The organism is uncultured Parabacteroides sp. (assembly GCF_947855115.1).
Lineage (GTDB): Bacteria > Bacteroidota > Bacteroidia > Bacteroidales > Tannerellaceae > Parabacteroides.
Window position 1 is genome coordinate 56,279 of the sequence record NZ_CANTZW010000016.1, and the last position, 20,799, is coordinate 77,077.

The 20,799-nt window shown below is 37.4% G+C and carries 17 protein-coding genes; 3 read left to right on the top strand and 14 right to left on the bottom strand.

What is annotated here, in order from left to right:
* Positions 1-8: 8 nt before the first annotated feature.
* Genes Q0110_RS11100 through Q0110_RS11110 form a run of 3 tightly spaced genes read left to right on the top strand, consistent with a single transcriptional unit; the run spans position 9 to position 2,992 of the window.
* On the top strand, positions 9-2,207 hold the full coding sequence (locus tag Q0110_RS11100) for a tetratricopeptide repeat protein (RefSeq protein WP_297906216.1): 2,199 nt from the start codon (positions 9-11) through the stop codon (positions 2,205-2,207).
* 53 nt (positions 2,208-2,260) lie between these two features.
* On the top strand, positions 2,261-2,629 hold the full coding sequence (locus tag Q0110_RS11105; protein WP_297906217.1) for a hypothetical protein: 369 nt from the start codon (positions 2,261-2,263) through the stop codon (positions 2,627-2,629).
* A gap of 15 nt (positions 2,630-2,644) precedes the next feature.
* Complete coding sequence (locus Q0110_RS11110; RefSeq protein ID WP_297906218.1) at positions 2,645-2,992, top strand: M15 family metallopeptidase; 348 nt, start codon at positions 2,645-2,647, stop codon at positions 2,990-2,992.
* Positions 2,993-3,100: 108 nt separating this feature from the next.
* Here Q0110_RS11110 and wecC read toward each other — a convergent pair whose 3' ends face one another.
* From wecC to Q0110_RS11180, 14 genes are read right to left on the bottom strand one after another with little or no spacing between them, the layout of a single operon-like run.
* Positions 3,101-4,306, bottom strand: a complete 1,206-nt coding sequence (wecC, locus tag Q0110_RS11115) for a UDP-N-acetyl-D-mannosamine dehydrogenase (RefSeq protein ID WP_297906219.1) — start codon at positions 4,304-4,306, stop codon at positions 3,101-3,103.
* Between the two features lie 32 nt (positions 4,307-4,338).
* Positions 4,339-5,499: a UDP-N-acetylglucosamine 2-epimerase (non-hydrolyzing) gene (wecB, locus tag Q0110_RS11120; protein ID WP_297906220.1), complete on the bottom strand. Its 1,161-nt coding sequence runs from the start codon at positions 5,497-5,499 to the stop codon at positions 4,339-4,341.
* A 44-nt stretch (positions 5,500-5,543) separates the two neighbouring features.
* On the bottom strand, positions 5,544-6,764 hold the full coding sequence (locus tag Q0110_RS11125) for a glycosyltransferase family 4 protein (protein ID WP_297906221.1): 1,221 nt from the start codon (positions 6,762-6,764) through the stop codon (positions 5,544-5,546).
* Between the two features lie 8 nt (positions 6,765-6,772).
* Complete coding sequence (locus Q0110_RS11130; RefSeq protein WP_297906222.1) at positions 6,773-8,338, bottom strand: alginate lyase family protein; 1,566 nt, start codon at positions 8,336-8,338, stop codon at positions 6,773-6,775.
* Positions 8,335-9,681 carry a phenylacetate--CoA ligase family protein gene (locus Q0110_RS11135; RefSeq protein WP_297906223.1) on the bottom strand — a complete coding sequence of 449 codons (1,347 nt, stop codon included), beginning with the start codon at positions 9,679-9,681 and terminating at the stop codon, positions 8,335-8,337. Before Q0110_RS11135 ends, Q0110_RS11130 begins: the two co-directional genes overlap by 4 nt.
* Before the next feature lie 44 nt (positions 9,682-9,725).
* Complete coding sequence (locus tag Q0110_RS11140; RefSeq protein WP_297906224.1) at positions 9,726-10,775, bottom strand: glycosyltransferase; 1,050 nt, start codon at positions 10,773-10,775, stop codon at positions 9,726-9,728.
* Between the two features lie 17 nt (positions 10,776-10,792).
* Positions 10,793-11,896 (bottom strand): glycosyltransferase, encoded by a 1,104-nt coding sequence (locus Q0110_RS11145; protein WP_297906225.1) that lies wholly within the window; start codon positions 11,894-11,896, stop codon positions 10,793-10,795.
* Complete coding sequence (locus tag Q0110_RS11150) at positions 11,871-13,058, bottom strand: hypothetical protein (protein ID WP_297906226.1); 1,188 nt, start codon at positions 13,056-13,058, stop codon at positions 11,871-11,873. Before Q0110_RS11150 ends, Q0110_RS11145 begins: the two co-directional genes overlap by 26 nt.
* Positions 13,055-13,786: a glycosyltransferase gene (locus Q0110_RS11155; protein WP_297906227.1), complete on the bottom strand. Its 732-nt coding sequence runs from the start codon at positions 13,784-13,786 to the stop codon at positions 13,055-13,057. The genes Q0110_RS11150 and Q0110_RS11155 overlap by 4 nt, the downstream gene beginning before the upstream one ends.
* Complete coding sequence (locus Q0110_RS11160; RefSeq protein ID WP_297906228.1) at positions 13,783-15,012, bottom strand: polysaccharide pyruvyl transferase family protein; 1,230 nt, start codon at positions 15,010-15,012, stop codon at positions 13,783-13,785. The genes Q0110_RS11155 and Q0110_RS11160 overlap by 4 nt, the downstream gene beginning before the upstream one ends.
* Positions 14,922-16,091, bottom strand: a complete 1,170-nt coding sequence (locus Q0110_RS11165) for a Coenzyme F420 hydrogenase/dehydrogenase, beta subunit C-terminal domain (RefSeq protein WP_366139664.1) — start codon at positions 16,089-16,091, stop codon at positions 14,922-14,924. The genes Q0110_RS11160 and Q0110_RS11165 overlap by 91 nt, the downstream gene beginning before the upstream one ends.
* On the bottom strand, positions 16,076-17,629 hold the full coding sequence (locus Q0110_RS11170) for a lipopolysaccharide biosynthesis protein (protein ID WP_297906230.1): 1,554 nt from the start codon (positions 17,627-17,629) through the stop codon (positions 16,076-16,078). Before Q0110_RS11170 ends, Q0110_RS11165 begins: the two co-directional genes overlap by 16 nt.
* A complete protein-coding gene (locus Q0110_RS11175; RefSeq protein ID WP_297906254.1) occupies positions 17,626-18,351 on the bottom strand; it encodes a CpsB/CapC family capsule biosynthesis tyrosine phosphatase in 726 nt (241 codons plus the stop codon). Before Q0110_RS11175 ends, Q0110_RS11170 begins: the two co-directional genes overlap by 4 nt.
* A gap of 25 nt (positions 18,352-18,376) precedes the next feature.
* Positions 18,377-20,767 carry a polysaccharide biosynthesis tyrosine autokinase gene (locus Q0110_RS11180; protein WP_297906231.1) on the bottom strand — a complete coding sequence of 797 codons (2,391 nt, stop codon included), beginning with the start codon at positions 20,765-20,767 and terminating at the stop codon, positions 18,377-18,379.
* Positions 20,768-20,799: the final 32 nt, after the last annotated feature.

Below are 20,799 nucleotides of genomic sequence, written 5' to 3' on the forward strand. Positions count from 1 at the left end.
AATAGTGTATGACAATACAAGAAATAAATAAGGCATATAACCGAATTATCGGTTCATTAGACAGTAAGGAGTTAAAGAACGCATTCGATTTCCTCCAAGGTTTAATAGCGGGAATACGCGAGTACTCTTTTCAAGACAGGTTAAACGAGTTACAAGATACTTATAAATACATGTTGCGGTACCGGATCGAAGGAGCTAAAGATCCGATGCAAGACCAAATATACAATAATTTGATCACATCTAGTTACGAATTCGCTGATATGGTGAGACATAAAGCCTTGTTGGTGAATTCACCCCTGTCCTATTACAGTCGTAAACGGATGATGCAAAAGGAGCTTATCAACTATGATCAACTCCACAAGGTTCTGAGAAATGCTTCCTTGGTGAAAATAGAGACTCCAACTGGAACTATCACAGAACAGCAGCAAATAGAATCTGCTACAACCACGTTATTCAATAAGATATGGACTTCTAATCCTCTTAACAAAGAAGAAATAGCTTCTATTCAAAACATATTGAATGACCAAGAGTTACATTTTGTTATCGGTTGCCAAGTCGTATCGGCATTAATGTTGGGACTGCAAGCCGCATTTGATAAAGAAAAGTTGTTGTTATTATTTGACGCAGCCAATATCCAGGTAGACGAGATCCGCTACCGTGCATTGATCGGAATTCTTTTGACATTATATACTTATAGAAAGCGTACCGCACTATATCCACAGATAGCAGATAGGCTGGCGGCTTTATCCGAGGAATTCCCTAATTTTACGAAAGCGATCCGTACAATTATCCTTCGTTTTATTCTTGCGCGTGAGACTGAAAAAATCACTCGTAAGTTACAAGATGAGATCATTCCGGAAATGATCAAGCTTGGTCCTAAAATCAGTCAAAAGATAAACTTAAAAGATATTAATCCGGAACTTCTCGGAAACGAGATGAATCCTGAATGGCAGAATATATTATCAGACAGCTCACTAGGGAAGAAAATGGAGGAATTCAGCGAATTGCAACAAGAAGGCGCAGATGTTATGCACTCCACTTTCGTGCACTTAAAACATTTCCCCTTTTTCCGGGAACTTGGTAACTGGTTCATGCCATTCACTACCGATTATTCCGCATTCAGTAATCAATTAAGCAGTAATCAAACGGAGAAGGTTATGTTGGATTCCATGACTTTAGCGGCATTCATGTGCAACTCCGACAAATACTCCCTATATTTCAGCATGATGCAGTTACCGGATCAAGCCCGTCAGATGATGATGGGACAGTTTGGTAGTCAAGCTTCCGAGATGATCCAGCAAACAAAGGAAGAATTGATTAGCAAACGGGGAAAATTGGAAATCATCTCCGGACAGTATATACAGGATTTATACCGTTTCTTCAAACTTTATCCGGGACATCTGGATTTTGATGACATATTTACATTTGCGTTAGACTTTCATAACCTGCCAATTTTGCAGCCCTACGTCAGCGACGAGGAAAGTTTGACAACTATCGCAGAGTATTATCTCCGGAAAAATTACTTCTCCGACGCACTCACGATTTATGATCGTTTATCCAACGCAAATCAGGAAAGTGATATCTTATACCAAAAAATCGGTTACTGCAAACAAATGAATGGCGATATACAAGGAGCATTGGATGCCTACTTGCATGCGGATCTTATCAATCCTGATAGTAAATGGGTTATTCGTCGGATCGCCGGTTGTTACCGAACTTTAAAACAGCCGAATGAAGCGCTTAAATATTATCATCGTTACGAGGCTTTCAATCCGAATGATTTATCTATCCAAATATGTATCGGTCATTGCCACCTTGAGCTCAAGGATTACAATGAGGCGCTTAAATATTATTTCAAGGTAGATTATCTGGATAATAAAAGTACGAAAGCTTGGCGTCCGATCGCATGGTGTTCCTTCTTGACCGGAAAATATGATCAAGCCCGTAATTATTATAAGAAAATCATAGATAATCAACCGAATACCCAAGACTTCTTAAATGCTGGACATACGGAATGGGCTTTACAGAATATCAAAGGAGCACTTGTTTTCTATAAAAAAGCTGTAGAGAAAGAATCCGGTGATTTCTTGAAATTCCAAGAGCAATTCAATCAAGATATTCCTGATCTTCTTGTAGCAGGAATCGAGAATGCGGAAGTACCGTTAATGATGGATCAATTGCGGTATTCCTTGAATGATATGTTCTAACAAGATATCTGACAAATTCGGTGAAAATCAGACAAATAATAATCTATTGTATTTTGAGTATTTTAGAAACCTCTATAGCGACATCATATATAGGTTCAAAAGATAACCTAATAAATGAGCGGATACAAAAAGAGTTATCTATTCTAGAACAATGGAAAGCCGGGGAAAAAGTAGATCTAGAAAGTGTAAAACGCTTTGGCATTAATCGTTGTTTTGAAAGTATCACGATCAATGACATGATATTTAATCGGATATATAAAAAGTCCTTTAAAGAAAACTGTACAATTCGCCGGGAGGACTTACGTTACATAAAAGTCTTACATTACAATATAAAACAAGAAATTTGTTTAGGGGAGATTATTTGTAACAAGGATATAAGCCTCGATTTAATTGAGATTTTCAAGGTTCTATACAAAGCTTAATATCCAATCGAACGAATGGTACTGGTTGATGAATATAATGCGGATGATGAACGTTCCATGCAAGCTAACAATAGTTCATCTTTCAATTTCCGTTTTATACATGGAACCTCCAAACTATCAACTCATAGCATGGGATACGCCATAGACATCAACCCTAAATATAATCCTTATGTTAAAGAATCGAATGGGAAAATCATTTATAGCCCGGAGAACGCAAAAGAGTATATCGATCGTTCCGCAAATTTTCCTTATAAGATCGACCACAACGATCTATGTTTTAAAGAATTCAAAAAACGAGGATTTACTTGGGGAGGTGATTGGAGCCACTTAAAAGATTACCAACACTTTGAAAAAACAAAATGAGATATACATAAAAGAGGATGGCGGTTTACTCGTATCTATCCTATGATTTGATATGAATCGCTTCATGATTTAAGGGAAATTTTTTTCGTGATATCCTTATATAAGAACTTACTTTTTGAATATTCCGCAGAAATCCAATATTACCTTGTCTTCTCTCCAGGGAAGTTCCTTGAACTGGGTATGAGCGGTAAGAAGCACCACGATGTCAGCCCTTTCATAGGCCTCCAGATAGTCCGTAAGCTGGAACTCTTCATGTTCCTTCACGTTCGGTTCGACCACTAAAATACTGGTATTGTTACAACTTTGCTTTATCTTGGTCGTGATATATTTGGCTGGGCTTTCACGTAAGTCATCGATATTTGGCTTGAAAGCCAGTCCCATCATGGCAACGCAAGGGTTACGGCAACTCTTCAATTCAAACTCCAGTATGGCATTCTTCACTCGTTCCGCACACCAAAACGATTTATAGTTGTTAATCTCACGGGCATCGGCGATCAATTTACTTTCTGCCGGGAAGTCTGAAGTGATAAAATAAGGATCTACAGTAATGCAATGACCGCCAACGCCACATCCCGGTTTCAAGACATTCACTCTCGGATGCTTATTGGCGAGGTTGATAAGTTCCCATACATTGACACCTGCCTTGTCGCAGATAATGGAAAGTTCATTGGCAAAAGCTATCTGCACATCTCGGCTGGAGTTCTCTGTCAGCTTACACATCTCGGCAGTACGGGTATTCGTCTTATGTAAAGTTCCCTGTACAAATCGTGAATAAAAATCAATTGCCTTTTCTGTTGATTCCACATTCAAGCCTCCGATTACACGATCGTTATGTACCAATTCATAAATCGCATTACCCGGCAGTAACCGTTCAGGACAGTAAGCAATATAAATTTTATCTCTCAATTCTGGACGCTCCACAAAAATGATAGCCGCCATCCGTTCCGTAGTGCCCACAGGCGAAGTTGACTCTATTACATATAAATCACCCTCCTTCAACAATGGCAATACGGCACGGGTAGCCGCCTCTACGCAACTCACATCCGGCTCATGATTACCTTTGAATGGGGTAGGTACTACTATGAGATAGGCATCGCTCAACTCGGGCGTAACGGAGGCATGAAATGTACCTGCTTTCACAACCTCTTGCAGCATATCTTCCAAGCCTGGTTCCACGATGTGCAAGTGACCGGTATTAGTCATTTCCACTATTTGGGGATTGATGTCGACACCCGTTATCTGAATACCGTGCTTGGCGGCAATAATGGCTGTGGGTAATCCGATATACCCCAAACCCATAAAACAAACTTTCATTTTTTATTTTGATTTATATTTAGAAACTCTTTCTACAAACGATTCAATAGCACATTCACTATCCGTCCACAAGCCATACCGTCCCCATAGGGGTTCACAGCTCTGCTCATCTTCTCATAGACAACGGCATCGTCTATCAATATCGATACTTCATTGACTATTTTATTATAATTCGTACCGACCAGTTTTACTATACCTGCATCCAAAGCCTCAGGACGCTCAGTAGTGTCACGCATCACCAAGACGGGTTTACCCAACCCCGGAGCTTCTTCCTGAATACCCCCACTGTCCGTCAGGACAATAGTTGATTTTTCCATCAGATAGACAAAACTCAAGTATTCCTGCGGCTCAATGAAAAATATATTACCTAACCCATGTAAATCTTTCCCGAATACCTCATGTATCGGTTCACACACGTTAGGGTTAAGATGCATGGGATAGACAAAGTCTACACCGGGATACTTCTCTGTCAATGTTTTGATGGCACGGCATATATGAATAAACCTTTTTCCAAAATTCTCACGACGATGCCCCGTAATCAGTACCATCTTCCGTCTATCCTCCAACCGTCCGGTATTGTAGCCAGCATGTTTCAATTTCTCGGCCAACCGATCATCTAGCCCTCTCTCCTTTTTTATCTTATTTATTACCCAATAAAGCGCATCAATCACCGTATTGCCTGTTACCCATATCTGGGAATCTGGAATACCTTCCCGCAACAAGTTGTCGCGCCCGAGTAACGTAGGCGAGAAATGATAAGTAGCCAATCGTCCGGTCAGCAGACGGTTCATTTCCTCTGGCCACGGATTATAGATATCGCACGAACGTAATCCCGCTTCCACATGTCCTACAGGAATCCGTTGATAGAACGCAGCCAAAGCCGAAGCTGTAGAAGTTGTGGTATCACCATGTACCAGTACCACATCGGGGCTCACTTCTTTCAGCACATTACGTATACTTGTCAATATGCGTGTTGTCAAATCATAAAGGTCTTGTTCTTGTTTCATGATATTCAGGTCATAGTCGGGTTCAATATCAAAGATCTTCAATACTTGGTCTAGCATTTCCCGATGTTGTCCGGTCACGCAGACTATCGTCTGTATCCTCTCCGGTTGTTTTTGAAATTCCTTTACCAACAGGGCCATTTTTATTGCCTCGGGACGAGTCCCGAAGACAAGCATTATCTTCTTCATATGTTCATCTATTGAGAGATTAAGGATTAACTTGGTTTATAATCTCACCTTCTTTGCAATGTTGCCGACTCTATTATCTTATACATAGAAGCTGCAAGTTTTTTACGGTCAAAAACTTCTGCCAACCTTAAGCCTCCTTGCGGGCACTTTGTATAAACTTCCGAATCTTGTAACAGCTTCAATTTCTTATTGAAATCTTCCGCATCTTCCGGTTTAAAACAAATACCAGCTCCATACGATTCCACTATTTCCTGGGCTTCTCCCTCTACCCCCATCAAGATAGGTATGCCCATAGCCGCATTTTCAAATAGTTTAGAGGGAATTACCGTAGTAAATAGTTCCGATTTACGTAAATTGATCAAGCAAACATCCAAAATAGAGATATATCGTTTCACTTCTTGTTTCGATACAGATTCAAGCATCGTCACATTGGTACAACCCAATTCTTCTTTCAATCTTACGAGTTTCTCTCTTTCGGCACCATTACCCAAGAAAAGGAAATGAAAATTATTCTTCCCATCCATCTCTTTAGCTTGACGGATAATGAAATCTAACTTATGTGCCATACCATGTGTACCTATATAGCCTATTATCTTTTTACCTTTCAACCCCAATTCATTTATCAAGGTCTCGTCCTTAGGTATCGGCGCAAATAATTCTCTATCTACACCATTTTTCACTACCGCTATCTTGTGGGTAGGGATACCTCGACTGATTAATTTCTTTTTGAAAGAATCTGTCACTACAACAATCTTCGCCGCAGATTTATAGCAACGTATTTCTTCCCATTCAAAATAGCGAATAAAGATACCGTCTTTCATGGCTCCTACGGTTGTGATACTTTCGGGCCACATATCGCGTACCTCCATAATCCAAGGTATACGTTTCCAAAAGTGCAAAGTCCTTCCTGACAAAGCGGTAAAAAATTGTGGTGAAGTTGCCACTATCAAATCCGCTTTCACTAAAAGCCCCGCAAGAAATGAGGTCATAGAGTAGCTGATGTAATCAAGCGTACGCTTCAAAAATCCTTGGTTCGCCACAATGTATGACCATACCCTAATAACCTTGACACCATCGATAATCTCTGTTTGATACAATTTATTCTTATATCCTTCGTAAACTTTACCTTCCGGGAAATTAGGGGTACAAGTTATTACCGTAACTTCAGCTCCAGTTTTCACCCATTCACGGCAATGATCGTATGTACGCATAGCTGGAGCATTCACTTCGGGGGGATAGTTATCCGTCAGAAATAAAATTTTCATGTATATGCTTATTTGCCTATAGTATATCTCATCTCTTTTGTAAAGAGAATTTTCACGGTCTTAGAGGGTAGAAAGAGATTATATGTGGTCGAAACCGTTTCATCTGCAATCTCTACCGATTGAGCATCGCTGAGACTAATGACACCTTGATTGGTTACGATCTTTTCCGCTGTCACACATTTCACTTGTACTTCAGGTGCCAAATGAATATAATTAACAGCTTGATACTCGGATGAGACTCTATCGGTAACGATAAAGCAATTTTCTTCCATTTGGAATGTCCGAGTATGTACACCGTATTTACCGAAACCATCGTGTAACGCTCTTATCAAGTGCTCCGTATCTTCCAGGCAAGTTACCTTAGCTCGTTTCCCCAAACGAAAGCCATCCCAAACCTCATTGGAATTTAGCCCATTAACCGTTAAGGTATTGTGAGCAGCCGTGCTGCGCTCATACTGCCGACGATTGTTTTTATTATAGGTAGAAATACCTGTATCCACAATAAAAGGCTTATCTCCTATGCGCAGTTCATAATTGAATGTATCGGCATGTGTATGTCCCGGTTGGTAAGAGGCCATAATGTTACCTATATCCACGATGGCTTCCATATACTTATTCCTCATCTTCCGGTAACCACACTCTCTCATTGGAATAATCTTGTATTCCACATTTAACCGTTTAGCATAAACAAACAACTCTTTAGGCTCCGGAGCAATACCATAAGCGGCATCATTGAGTAAGGGAATTGTTCCATCGATATAAATTATACTCTCTAAATGCCCCAACATTCGCCGAGCAAATCCCTTCAATTCTATATTTACCATCTCTTGCTCAGGAAAGCACTGTATGTTCTTTGAAAAATTGTAGCAATCAAGCAGCCTGTCCAAGAGAATACAATGATACATAGGTGACTGTTCGTAATGTGCCCCATCCGGAAGTATTTGTTCTTTCAGTTCTCGCAACAATACATACGAAATTTTATAAAAAAGAGCTTTGTCTTCAAAGTAAAGCGAAGCCATATAAAGCGAATAAACATCTTCAAGCAAATGATTGCCCATCAGATGATATTCCAATGTTTTGTTCAACAGCATATATTGCGCATAGAGTGAATCGTTCCACTGTTGAAGCCTCCGTTCCCCTATCTCTTCTCGATGAAGTAGTATAAATTTCATCCAGTTGACACCCCGTAAAGCGATAGGATAAGGATTAAGCCCTATCCGGTTATCAGGTAATTCCTTGATAAATCGCTCTATCCATCGTATCCCTTCTATTACCAAAACATCTTCTTGATTTAGCCAGTCCATATAATTGAGATTGTAGGCCCAAAGCATTCCTTTGCCGATATCATTCCAATCCTTAAAGTTATCCTCCTTATTAAGAAAGCTAAATATGCCTCTACTCATCTCCAGACAATGATATCGAGCTATTGGAGTAATGGTCAAACTCTTATTGATTATACCGACAGGAGCGATAGTCGCTCTATAAAGAGGCTTATGTAAACGATAGCGTACCTGATATACCACTTGTATAAGGCGCAAATGGTATACGGTATGTAATAATAATTTTATATTCATCTATTTTTATTCAATTCTGAGACTACCGCTCTAAATTTTCCTGCTTTAGTACGCTCTATCTCATCCACATATTCAAAGTTCACTAAGATAGTAGGACTAATCATGGAATGAGCCAACTCTATAATGGTAGATTCAGTAGTCTTTGTATATCCGTCCCGTCTTACAATGCGCAAAGTCACCTCTCCTATTTTGCGTTGCACAACTTGACATTCCTTAATGTTCCGAGTATCTTTAAACAAATAACTAAAACGCATTATTTTTGTACCTTCAGGAGTAATCACATAATCTCCATTACGTCCTTCAATAGCGGCAATCACCTGACTTTGCAGACCACAATAACATTTTTCTTTGGAAAAAGTGGCAATATCACCAATCTCATACCTAATGAAAGGCATTCCCATATTTTTAAACCCCGTAGCTACCAGTTGCCCTACATCCTCCTTATTGGAATGAATAATATCTATTAACTCTAAATGTCCCATTTCGTAATCTTCATGATAATGCCCTTTTAAACATTTAGAAGCACAAGCAGCATTTTCTGAAAAACCATAATGTTCCATTATCTGAATACCGGGAAATACTCGAAGTATTTGTTTGCGCTGATAGTCATAAAGTATCTCTCCACTGGGAAACATAAAAGAAGGTACTCTATCAATCGTTAATCCCAATTCTTCCACTAATTGAGTAAACGAGTAAATAATAGAAGAGTAACCTACCATAAAACGTAAATCGGTTTCATTGATAAACTTCACAATAACAGGGACTTTTTCTATTGTAATATGTTGCATATTGAGCATATACTGATGCAAAAACGCATTATATCGCCAATAAGGTGGGCTTTGTTGTGAAAACGGGACGACCAACTTTCCTGTGAAATTGAGGTGTAAATCGCCTTTTTCTATGCCACAGCGCTTACGACCACGCCAAACCGTAGCCCAATACCATGCTAAACTATCTTTTGTCCAATAGAAATCCAACGCTTTTCCTGTGCTGCCACTCGTATGGTAGCGGATCATTGTTTTAGGATTTGCTTCATCCGAGATCATTCCCATCCAATAAGTTCGAACATCTTCTTTGGTCAATACAGGAAATTTCAGTAAATCTTCCATCGTCTTAAAATCCGCAGGAGTAACTCCGGCTTGCAGAAAAGAGGATTTATAATAAGGACAATGCCGATAAGCATAATCCAGTATTTTATATGTCTCAGCTTCTTTATAACGAATTATCTCCGCATAGGATACCTCATCAGATTTTATCAGTTGCCGATATACATCGTTATACTGTCCATTATGACGTTGATGATCTAGTTGATATCCTTTTAAGGTGCATAGCAAGTTTTGCATGAAGACCGGGAGATTACTATATAATTGGAATGTATTCATTATTATTAATCGTTCTTTTCAACTAAAGTCATTGCTTGACAAACTTTTTCATTAATAATATCGGAATTATAATTTTGTTCAAAATAGGCAATTGAATGAGCAGACATCATAAGATAGTTCTCCTTGCTAATAGAAAGAATAGCGTCACGCAACCCATTCTCATCATGAGGTTTAACGAGTAAACCGTTCTTGCCTTCCTCTATCATTTCTGGAATACCCCCGATATGGGTAGCTATTACCGGGCAACCGAGAGACATGGCTTCCATCAGTACCCCCGGATATCCTTCGGTCGGCCAATGACTTGGAAGAACAAGGACATCGTATCTCTTCAAAGTATCCGGCACGTTTTCCATCTTAAGGACACCGTGATATTCCGCTTTTCTTCCATTAAAATAATCTGGATTACCATACTTCTCATCAATTAAAGGTCCATAGAGATGTACAACATAATCTTCGGGTAAAATATCGGCTACATTTACCAGATGATCAATCCCCTTATTTTCCTCCATACGTGAGATAAATACAAACCTCTTTTTAAAATCAGACCTACCTCTTTCTCCAGAAGGTTTTCTGCAATTTGGAAACCAATACGCCCTTTCAGAATGTTGAAACAATTTAGGAGCCTCCCTGATCAGCTTCTTCGTTTCAAAACAGAGAATAGACGCTTGATTGAGTAGTTTCACCATGTTCAAACGCTTTTTGGCTGGGCAATTCTCCAATTGTTCTAAAAAATAACCTCCGAATTTGCGGAATACTACCTTACGCCCTAGTCTATAACAAAATGGAGCGGTATAATAAAACATAGTAAAAGCTCCATTCCTCGAAACATTATACATCACGACCTTAGAAGTAAATATTCCCCATAAAAAAGAGAAACCGAAATGTATCAGATTGATTATTTCATTTTTAGACTTTAATGTATCAATACATTGGTATTTATAATGATGTTCATTACAATAATCCAAAAAATTTTTCATTAAGATAGTTGTTCCACCATATGTTTTCAAATCATCTATATGTGGAATCGCACCAATAATTAATAACTTCTTCACCATAAATAAAATAAGAAACATTATCTCATAAACAATTTTTCATATTTCGTTCCACATTCAGTCATGCTATAAAGTTTATAACTTTCACGAACTTTACGTTTCATCGTAACAAGTTTTTCATCATTTAAAAGTAAAAAACGTTTTAAGGCTTGATAATAAGATTCCTCCGTAAGATCGGACGAGAGAAAACCGTTTACACCGTCTTCTACAGTATTTATAACACCACCCACCGGAGTACATATTGGTATTGTACTCGTACCCAACGCCTCAATCAAAGAGATAGGCATCCCTTCGTAACTTGAACAAAGGCAATAAGCATCAGCCATACTAAGATATTCCAAAATGTTATGCTTTTCTCCTAGTATATAAATAGCGGTACAATTCAGTTTGTCAATTTCTTCAACATACAATTCGTTCTTATGTCCAATCATCAAAAGAGCGATATCAAATCCTTCATTTACCAAGCGTTTAACCACATGAGCCATTAACGTATGTCGCTTAACCTTTTCCATACGTGCCAATTGGATAAGGATTTTTGTATTAGAAGTCATTTTGTATGCTTCTATTTCTTGCCGTATGAAAACCGAGACTAGTATGTTTTCGGGAATATTACGTCCATTCACGATCAATGGGGCATCCATTTTGTAAAACTCCACAAATGAACGATGCGATTCTTTCGATATCGTAACCGGTGTTACCCACCCCTGTTTAAAAAAGAATCTACGTACCAATATATCAATACTACTGCTAGCCTCTCGATCGGCAGTAGTATGTACTGTATGGTAATACATAGAAGAACGATTCATTAGAATTGAAAGTGCACTATACATGATTCCCCGGAGATGAGTATGCACTATATATGGGAATTGCTTTTTTATCAGTTCGTATAAACGAAATAATAGTCTCCAGTCAAATCCCATACGTTTGTTCATAGAAATCACCTTGACTTCCGTAATCAGTTCATCTCTATAAAAACTTGTCGTATCATTTAGTTCGTGCAGAACAACAAGGGTGACATCATGCCCTCTTCTTACCAATTCATTGCATAAATCGACCGTAAACCGTTCACCCCCACCTGAACCAAGTTGGGGTATTATCTCAAATATCTTCATCTTCTTGTTCATCCGATAGCTCTTTATCCAACAATAGTGGGGAAAAAGCTAACATTATCATATATGGATATATAATATATTCCCGCTGGTAAAAAGAAATCCAAAAAACAAGAATAAAAAATAAAGACATATCATTATATCCTTTGTTGTTTAATATAGCTTTAGTATAAAACCACATGAGTAAACAAATCCCGAATAAACCTATTTGAAGAAACATTACTTTTCCTCCAGCATTACCTCCAGTCCTATTAAGAATACTTCTTTTTCTATACATTACTTTTACACCTTCACCAACAAATACATTCTTTGAACACATAAATTTCTGACGAAAATAATTATCAAATTCTCTCGTCACACGATTGTCTCCACTTCTTCCTTTCTCAAAACGTCTAGTTATATAATGTTTCACTATATGTGTATGCTTATAAGTATCATATACTCCACACAAAGCGCCAAAAACTAAAATTATATAAATCAAAGTTCGGATATTACGTAATTGAGTCATAAAATATAAACTTATTAAAATAAAGAAGGCCATAGAAAATGTAAGAAATCCGGATACGATAAACACATAAAATTCCATTCTAAATACTTTCCGGTCAATTACAAATACCATCAATGCACATAGAGTTCCTATCAAGCCTGGCTCTTCAGCCATACTTTGAAATCGAATCATATCTTTACTATATAAAGAAAAGAAATTAAAGAAACCCTGAACTAAAGTATATTTTCCATTTGTTATACTCCGTTCCGTAATACCAAGTGGAATAAAATAACCTTTTAAATAAAATAAAAATTCTATAATCCCTAAAAGAAGAAATATTGAAAATATTTTAGTGAAATAATAAAATGATAATTCTCTTATTTTATTGTTTACAGTTAAAAAGGCACTACCAAATATAGCAAAAAGGACAGTACTGGTAACAGGTATATCACCATTGAATAAAATTGATATACACCAAATTATTACCCATATCACACTAAACCATATTCCATTTTTTATATCTTTCCATTCCCACCTTTCAATATTGAAGAAGACGATCACTAATGGCAAGACATAAAATATATCTGATAAAAGAATAGTAACTCTTGTAGCCAAAACATGATAAGGAGGGAAAAAAATGGAGAGGCAGGTCGAAAAGCATAACAATTTCGCATAATTTTTCTCACTCATAGCCTCTTAAGTAAATTCAAATAAAAATCAACGATATTAGGTCCCAGGTATTTTATTATCTTCCTCTTGAATCGCTTAGAAGAAGAAAGCCAAGTGCCGGCATAATGATGAATACTACGGCTATTTTCTGTTAACTGTAACTCATTATATCCTATTACAATAGGGCAAAAATACTCTTTCGGATAAATCCAAACCCCAGCACACTCTTGTATATCGTTCATATTTTTTAGCCCATGGAGGTACAATATCTCCGTAGTGTACTTTACAACCGTTTTCAAATTAAATGTACCATCATTATTCTTAAAATGGAGTGTCGTATAAAGATCAAGAAGTTCCCGATACAAGTCAAGACCAGGGGTTACTCCAAGGCCGAGACCGGGATTCACTTTCATTTCATTTGTATTGCTGGCAATGAACTCACACCCCATAAATGGTCCACGAGCCACTATATCATCTATTGCTTTTATCACCTCTACATCTGTATCAAAGTAAATCCCTCCCTGTTCATATAGCACTTTAAACCGGACATAATCACTTACAAACGCATATTTCCTAACCGCATAGGCTTCCTGAGTATACGGTATACTACTAACATCAAAATTACTTTCGTTCCATTCTTTAATCTCATAATCGGGTAAGAACTTTTTCCACGATTCTATACACCTCACCGCCAACGAAGGTAAAGGATGACCTCCAAACCAACAATAATGAATTACTTTAGGAATCATTGCGATTGGGTATTATTTAAAGAATTTATTATATAGTTTTTCGACCTCTCTTTTGCCGCTTCAAGTAAAGGATCTACTTTTGAATAGTCTATCCTCAAATCAAAGTCTTCCCCCATACTACTTATATAACGATCATCAAGATTCAACATACTCAATAAGGAAAGAACTCGGTCTACCGCAAATTTCAGGCCAACAACAATAAATGGTTTACGGAAAATAACAGAGAATGCAGTTCCATGAAAAGATGTTGTAACTATAAACTTAGCATCACGAAAAAGAGAAACAAATTCAATAGGACCTGACGTATAATCATAATAATGAGAAAAATCAAAACAGAAACTTTGCTTTATTTCCACAACTTTCCATTTGTTTCTTTGCGCTAAAGAAATTGCCACTCTTCTTGCATCTAAAGAATTTTGTAAATTATAGAGAAGCAAGTAAGGTTTCTCATGTCGTATAGGAACCTCATCACATCGTTTCATCCATTGAGATTTATCCAAGAAAAACACGGGATCGAGTACTACCGGAAAATAATTGCCAGAAATGGAAAATAAAGTATCCGAAAGTTGTTTTTCTCGAACTGAAACAGCCATAAAATTAGTAAGCCAATACTTGATTTGTGATATATCTGTCTCATTTAAATCAATACTTCCCATACTTGGGGCATAAGCTATTTTCTTGACTGCCTTTGGAATATATTCTCCCCAATAAACCAAATCAAACCCTTTATAGGTTAAAAATTTACACTTCCACCAAATTTGATCGCTACCATAAATTATATAATCGTAATTAACATTTTCCAAGTCTTTTGGGGTAATGTACCTAACACTCCTCTCAATACCAAAGAAATTTTCTTGCATCTCATGAAATTTTTTTCGCCTATTTAAAATAAATGGGTAATCGATCAATTTCCGGATAACATATTTAGTTTTCCCAATCCAAGAACTATTCTTCCAATACGAATTAAAAAAACGATAAAAATCGGTGTGTCCTTCAGGCATATAGTCTACAATACTCACATCATATCCTTGAGAACGCAAAAAAGCTAACGTAGCGAAAGTTTGTAAGAAAGCACCGTAATTATACGCTCTATGAAATGTCAAAATCCCAATCTTCATGATTACTATACAAGGTTTTAAATATATTTCCGGATTATCCTTTTTATTAATCTGAATGGATAACCCCAATATTTTCTTACACCCTTTCTCCATCCAATAAACTCCCATTTTTCAAGAGTTTTTTTGAACCCCAAACGTATGTAATCTTTTTCGAAAACATCACGTTGTGAATGTTGAGGATTTGGATAACATAATTGAGCCTGAAGACTATCTTGTAATCTTGTAGGTAATATCTCGGCTTTTCTTTCTATCGCATTAAACCACTCTTCTCCTTTCAGAGTATTGACCAACACCAATGAACAACCTTTGTTATCTGATGCAAATGTTTCACTAATCTTCCCGATATCCCAAAAATCGGCGATAGTAACATCCGAAGGGCGCTTCGTGTTACAATAGTGGCAAGTACTACAACTATGTCTTAAATTGATATGGGAATAAAACATATGTGTATACGTACATCCATAAGTATGGGTATTATTAAAAACAAACGATTCAATATGAGATTTCCATCCTTTTATTTTTTTATCACGAAAGTTTACCGATGTAATATTCTTTTTCTCTTTTACCTCGAGATAAGTAATATAATCTTCCCACATCTTGGGGCTGGGTACACCATGGCAAACTATATCTATCAGGTAAAGTTTGTTTCTTAAATGGGGCCCAACAAACGAAGATAAACCCGCCGTTTGGCAAGGAGTCCCGGAAAAACATACCATCCGCCCCTCATTTAAATCTTGTCTTACTTGTTTGAATACGCCTCTCAAATCACTTTGTACATATTTACTGCCTCTAAACTCGTCTCGTTGCTCTTTATTCAAAGCTCGCTTATGAGTTACATGAAAATGACCTTCATAACCTACTCCATATACCACACCTCCATTTTCCAACACCCAATCAGAAAACAAGACAAATGCAGCACCAGACTGAGAAGCCTGTATTTCATCTATATCTTTATGACGTACCGCATAAGAATCAGGTTGAGGCAGATTTAATCTTGTATCATAAGTTGTATTGAAAGAACAAACATTTACGCATAGCCCGCATCCCACGCATTTTGCCTCATCTACCAGAGGAAACATGAAACCCAATTCGTCTGATACCATTGAAATTGCATTATGGGTACAAATACTTGCACATGCCGTACATCCACAACACGTATGTTTATCCGTAATTAAAATAGGATACATCTACCGTTTAGTTTTCTAATCATTTTTCTTGAATAATCAATCACAATCTTACGTTCATAAGGATTCAAGAGGACAAGGTATGATATAACAATAAGAGTTAAAATAAATATTGTCGTAGTTATAATAAGATGCAAAAACCATGAATTTATATACACTCCAATAAACCATGCGGGAATAACAACTGTAATACCAACAAATGTTAATGGTAATACCACCCCTCTTAAGTAATCTAATGCCTTGTAATATATCAAATTTTCCAATAAATAAGCTCTTATAATTATCGTTATATAAGATAATACTATACTTACATATATCGTGATTTCCGGATTATATCCATATCTTAAAAACAAATAGGATATAGGTAAGTTAAAAATCATCAGTCCTCCTGTAACAATCTCAAAAACCTTAATTCTATCTGTTGCTAAAGCCGCCGCAATAGAAGGAACGTCAATAGACTGAATGATTGAATTAACAAGCACGAGTTGTGTAAATAAGACAGTATTATCAGGTAATTGACCAAGCCAAAGGTATAATAAGACATCTGTATTGAGAATGACAGGAAATGCACAAATTGCGACAAGTATAAATCCCATTTTAGAACTTCTTGCAATTAATAGATGCATTTGTTGTAACTCATTTGTTCCATATAATTTATATATTTGAGGTTTTACAGCAATAAGGAAATTACGTGTTAAGCCATTCACCGCATTAGAAACCTGATAGGCAATGGCACGAGCCGCATTTACCGCCGGAGTGAAAAATATATTTAACAATATATTAACTCCTTGTTCCCGAATCACAACAGAAAGAGATCCTAAGAAATGCCATCCGGAATAGCTGATCAGTTTTTTTACTTGATCGGATTTCAAGCAATAAGAATACCTACTTTCTGGAAAACGGCGACAATAGAAATAATAGGTAAATGCTATAATCAATGAACTCAAAAACATCAAACCGGCATAAAAAATCAATCTATCAAAACCATCGAATCCGATTAATAAGGCTACAGATAATTTCAAACCCACCTCAATCAAAGATATTAACGCAAATACCGACATACGTTCATGACAAATGATTAAAGCATTATAAGGAATAGTAATACTCGATACAACAAAGGTCAATAAAGAAAACTGAAAAACCCAGTTCATCGCTATTCTTCTTTTCTCTGGAATTTCTAAATAAGAATTAATAAACCATACACCTATCGTTTCTGCTAAAAAGAGTACACATACAACAAAAAACACAAACAAAGTAATATTTTGTTTGAATAATTCAGCTAAGGCTTCATGATTATTTCTCCCTAATTCATAAGAGAAATAACGTTGGCATGTGGAAGATAAAGTACTATTCAAAAATACTAACATACTAGCAACACCTCCAACCACATTATAAATTCCATAATCCTCAACACCTAAAGTTTGTAAAACAATGCGTGAGGTAAACAGTGATACAAACATTACCAAAATCATACGCACATATAGAAATACGGTATTCTTGGCAATACGTTTATTATTTGATTTCATAGCATTAGTCATCATCCGAAAGTTGTTCCATGACAAAGGAATCGTAACTCCTCCAACATGTGTTTAGATATTTTTTTCTCTGCGATGACTCTTTCCAAAACTACAAAGTGATGGATATCGCTTCCGCAAAGATGATAATATCCACTTTTCAACAACCACTCGGCCTTTTTCCGAACCTCCGAACCATAAATACCGGTCAAGGAAAGGAGGCTAAGTTGAAACTTCACACCAACTTCCCGCAAAAAGCGATAGTCTTCCTCATTCATATAGGCATACCGTTCGGGATGGGCAAGTAACGGACAATACCCTTTTCTTTGGATGCGCAGCAAAATATCCTGTAATCTCATAGGAGGATTGAAATAAGAAGTCTCAATCAGGAGATAACTACAGTTTTTTCCGATAGGCAATAAATCATTTTCTGTCAACCGCTCTTCAAATAGATTGTCCATCATGTATTCAGCGGCAAGAAACAAATGTATTATACCTTTGTACGCCATTTTTAAATCTTTGAATCTAGCTTCCAAATCTCGTGTGGTATTAGGGATATCTTCCATGATGTGTGGGGTAAGCCATACATCACGAACTCCTAGACATTCCATTTTGGCAAGAATTTCCAACGACTCCTCCATTGTCTTCGCTCCATCATCTACACCGGGTAAGATATGGGAATGATAATCGGTCATTCCATTCAGAATGTCACTATCTGCCAACGATGTTGTCTTTGAAAACAGCCACACTTTTTGATTCAGAATTAAACGTTTTTTATTTTTCACTACCACAATAATCAGAGGTATAGTAGTAACCATGCCGATATCCATAGCGGTAAATGTAGCGGTTCCCAGAGTATTCCGTCCCATTCAGTACCAGACATAAATTTTTGAAACGTTTCTCAATGTAATTGTTCTCCAATTCCGTTAGCATAGAGCGGTCGAGTACCCCGGCGCGTACTACAAAGATAGTGCGGTCTGCCAACTTTTCAATAATCTGTGTATCAGCTACGATATCAATAGGCGGACAATCAATGAAAATATAATCATAATGGGGACGAAGTTCACGAATTAAAATTTCCAATTTACTGTCTTCCAATAATTCCGTAGGATTGGGAGGGACCGTGCCTATAGGTAAAATATGTAAGTTCTCATATTTCTTGTCTGTTCCGATAATTTCTTCCCAACTGTTAACACTGTTACTCAGATAATCACTCAGTCCCATTTTGGGAGAATCCACATACGAGGAAGTGGAGCCATGTCGCAAATCACCGTCAATAACTAATACCCGTTTCTTTTTAATAGCAAAACTCATGGCGATATTCATAGCGAGGAATGATTTACCACTACCGGAATTGAATGAGGTAAGTACAAAAACATTTTGTCCGCTATCCTTCCCCATCATAAAATCTAAGTTAGAACGAAGTACACGGAACGCTTCATTGATAATGTTACGATTACCTTCTTGTACTACAATAAAATTTACCTCTTGTGGTTTACGGAAAAGGAAACCGTTTTTCTTACGATTGCGTATAAACAAAGGTATCTCACCAATAAACGGAATACTCAAGTTTTCCAGATCCTTACGACCACGTACCTTAGTGTTCATATTTTCTTTCACGAAAATAATAATGGCAGGAATCAGTAAACCCAAGACAAACGCCACCAACAAGATATTCAACCTCTTGGGAGCTGTCGGAAAAACACTACCATGCGGTGCGGTTATCACACGGGTATTATATGCCGTGAACGCCTGTGAAAGTTCATTTTCCTCACGTTTTTGAAGGAGATAGAGATAAAGCTCCTCCTTCACCTTTTGTTGACGCTCTACACTGAGCAGATATTTTGCCTGATTTGGGTTAGAAGCCAATTGTTGAGTAGTAGTCACCTCCTGCTGGCGGATACTACGTATTTGGTTATTTAGAGAAACGATGTAATTGTCGACAGACTGAATAATGGTTTGTTGCATACTTTGCAGGGAACTGGTCAAATCTTTTACCAACGGATTTTTCTCACTACTGTTCGCTATTAATCGGTTACGATCCAGTACCATCGTATTGTACTCACCAATCTGGCTTTCAATATTGGTACTACCGATTTCAGAATTTGCAGGCAAAGGTTGATCCATTTTTCTATTGTTCAACTCCCGGCGTATATATTGCGCTGTAGATAATCGGTTATTCAAGGCAAGGAGTTCCTTCTTGTTTTCAGCCGATTGGCTCAGGTAAAGGTTGGAAGCGGCCTGTACATCCGGAAGTAAATGCTCACTCTTATAGCTGGAGATATTTTCATCTACATTACCTAATTCGTTTTCAATCACGCCAAGACGATCGCTAATAAAATGGGAAGTACTGACAGCTATCTGGTTCTTGTCTTGAATCCATTTCTCATTATAGACCTCAATCAGCGTATTCAATATGTCTTCCGCTTTTTGAATAGAGGCATCATCAATGCTAAGATTAATAATCGTAGCATCCTCACTACCCAATTCCACACGCAACAAAAAGGTATAAGCATCAGCGCTAAGATCAACACTCCCTTTCTCATAACGTACAGATGTACCGACATAAGAATCCGAACGATTCAGAGTAGCCGATAAAGTTATAATACCAATCGGCGTATTTATCGCTTCCCCAAGTATTCCGTTAACCTCCCCGTCAACTTCCTCATTATTAATAGTAAAATTAGACAGAATAAATTCATTTTTAGAAGTCAGTTCGAGAGAGAAGCCTATCGCCTCATTTTGTTTTCCCTTGAATATCACAGCAACAGGAGATTGTCTATATAGTTCACGTCTCTTCAAGCCTTCACGTACCATAAACGTCTCATTCAACCCCAATCGTTTCACCACCTCGGTCATCAGGGTAGGCGATGTGAGGGTTAGCAGTTCATTATTGATATTAGTATTATTCTTGAAAATTCCCAAATCACTGAACTCGCTATTCAATCCTGTACCTCCACTCCCGCTTTTGGAATCATCTTTCACCAAAATTGCGGCAGTACGAGTATAGATATTAGGAGTGGATAACAGATACAACGCCGCTATTGCTAGGCATAAAAATAGGAAAAGAGCAAACCAATGCCATTTAGGTAGAAACATACCCCACAAATTTTGTAAACGGATGAAATCATCGGTAGGCTTACCATTATTTATTTTCTTTTCCATCGTATGATCGTAAATGATAACTATTTGGTAAT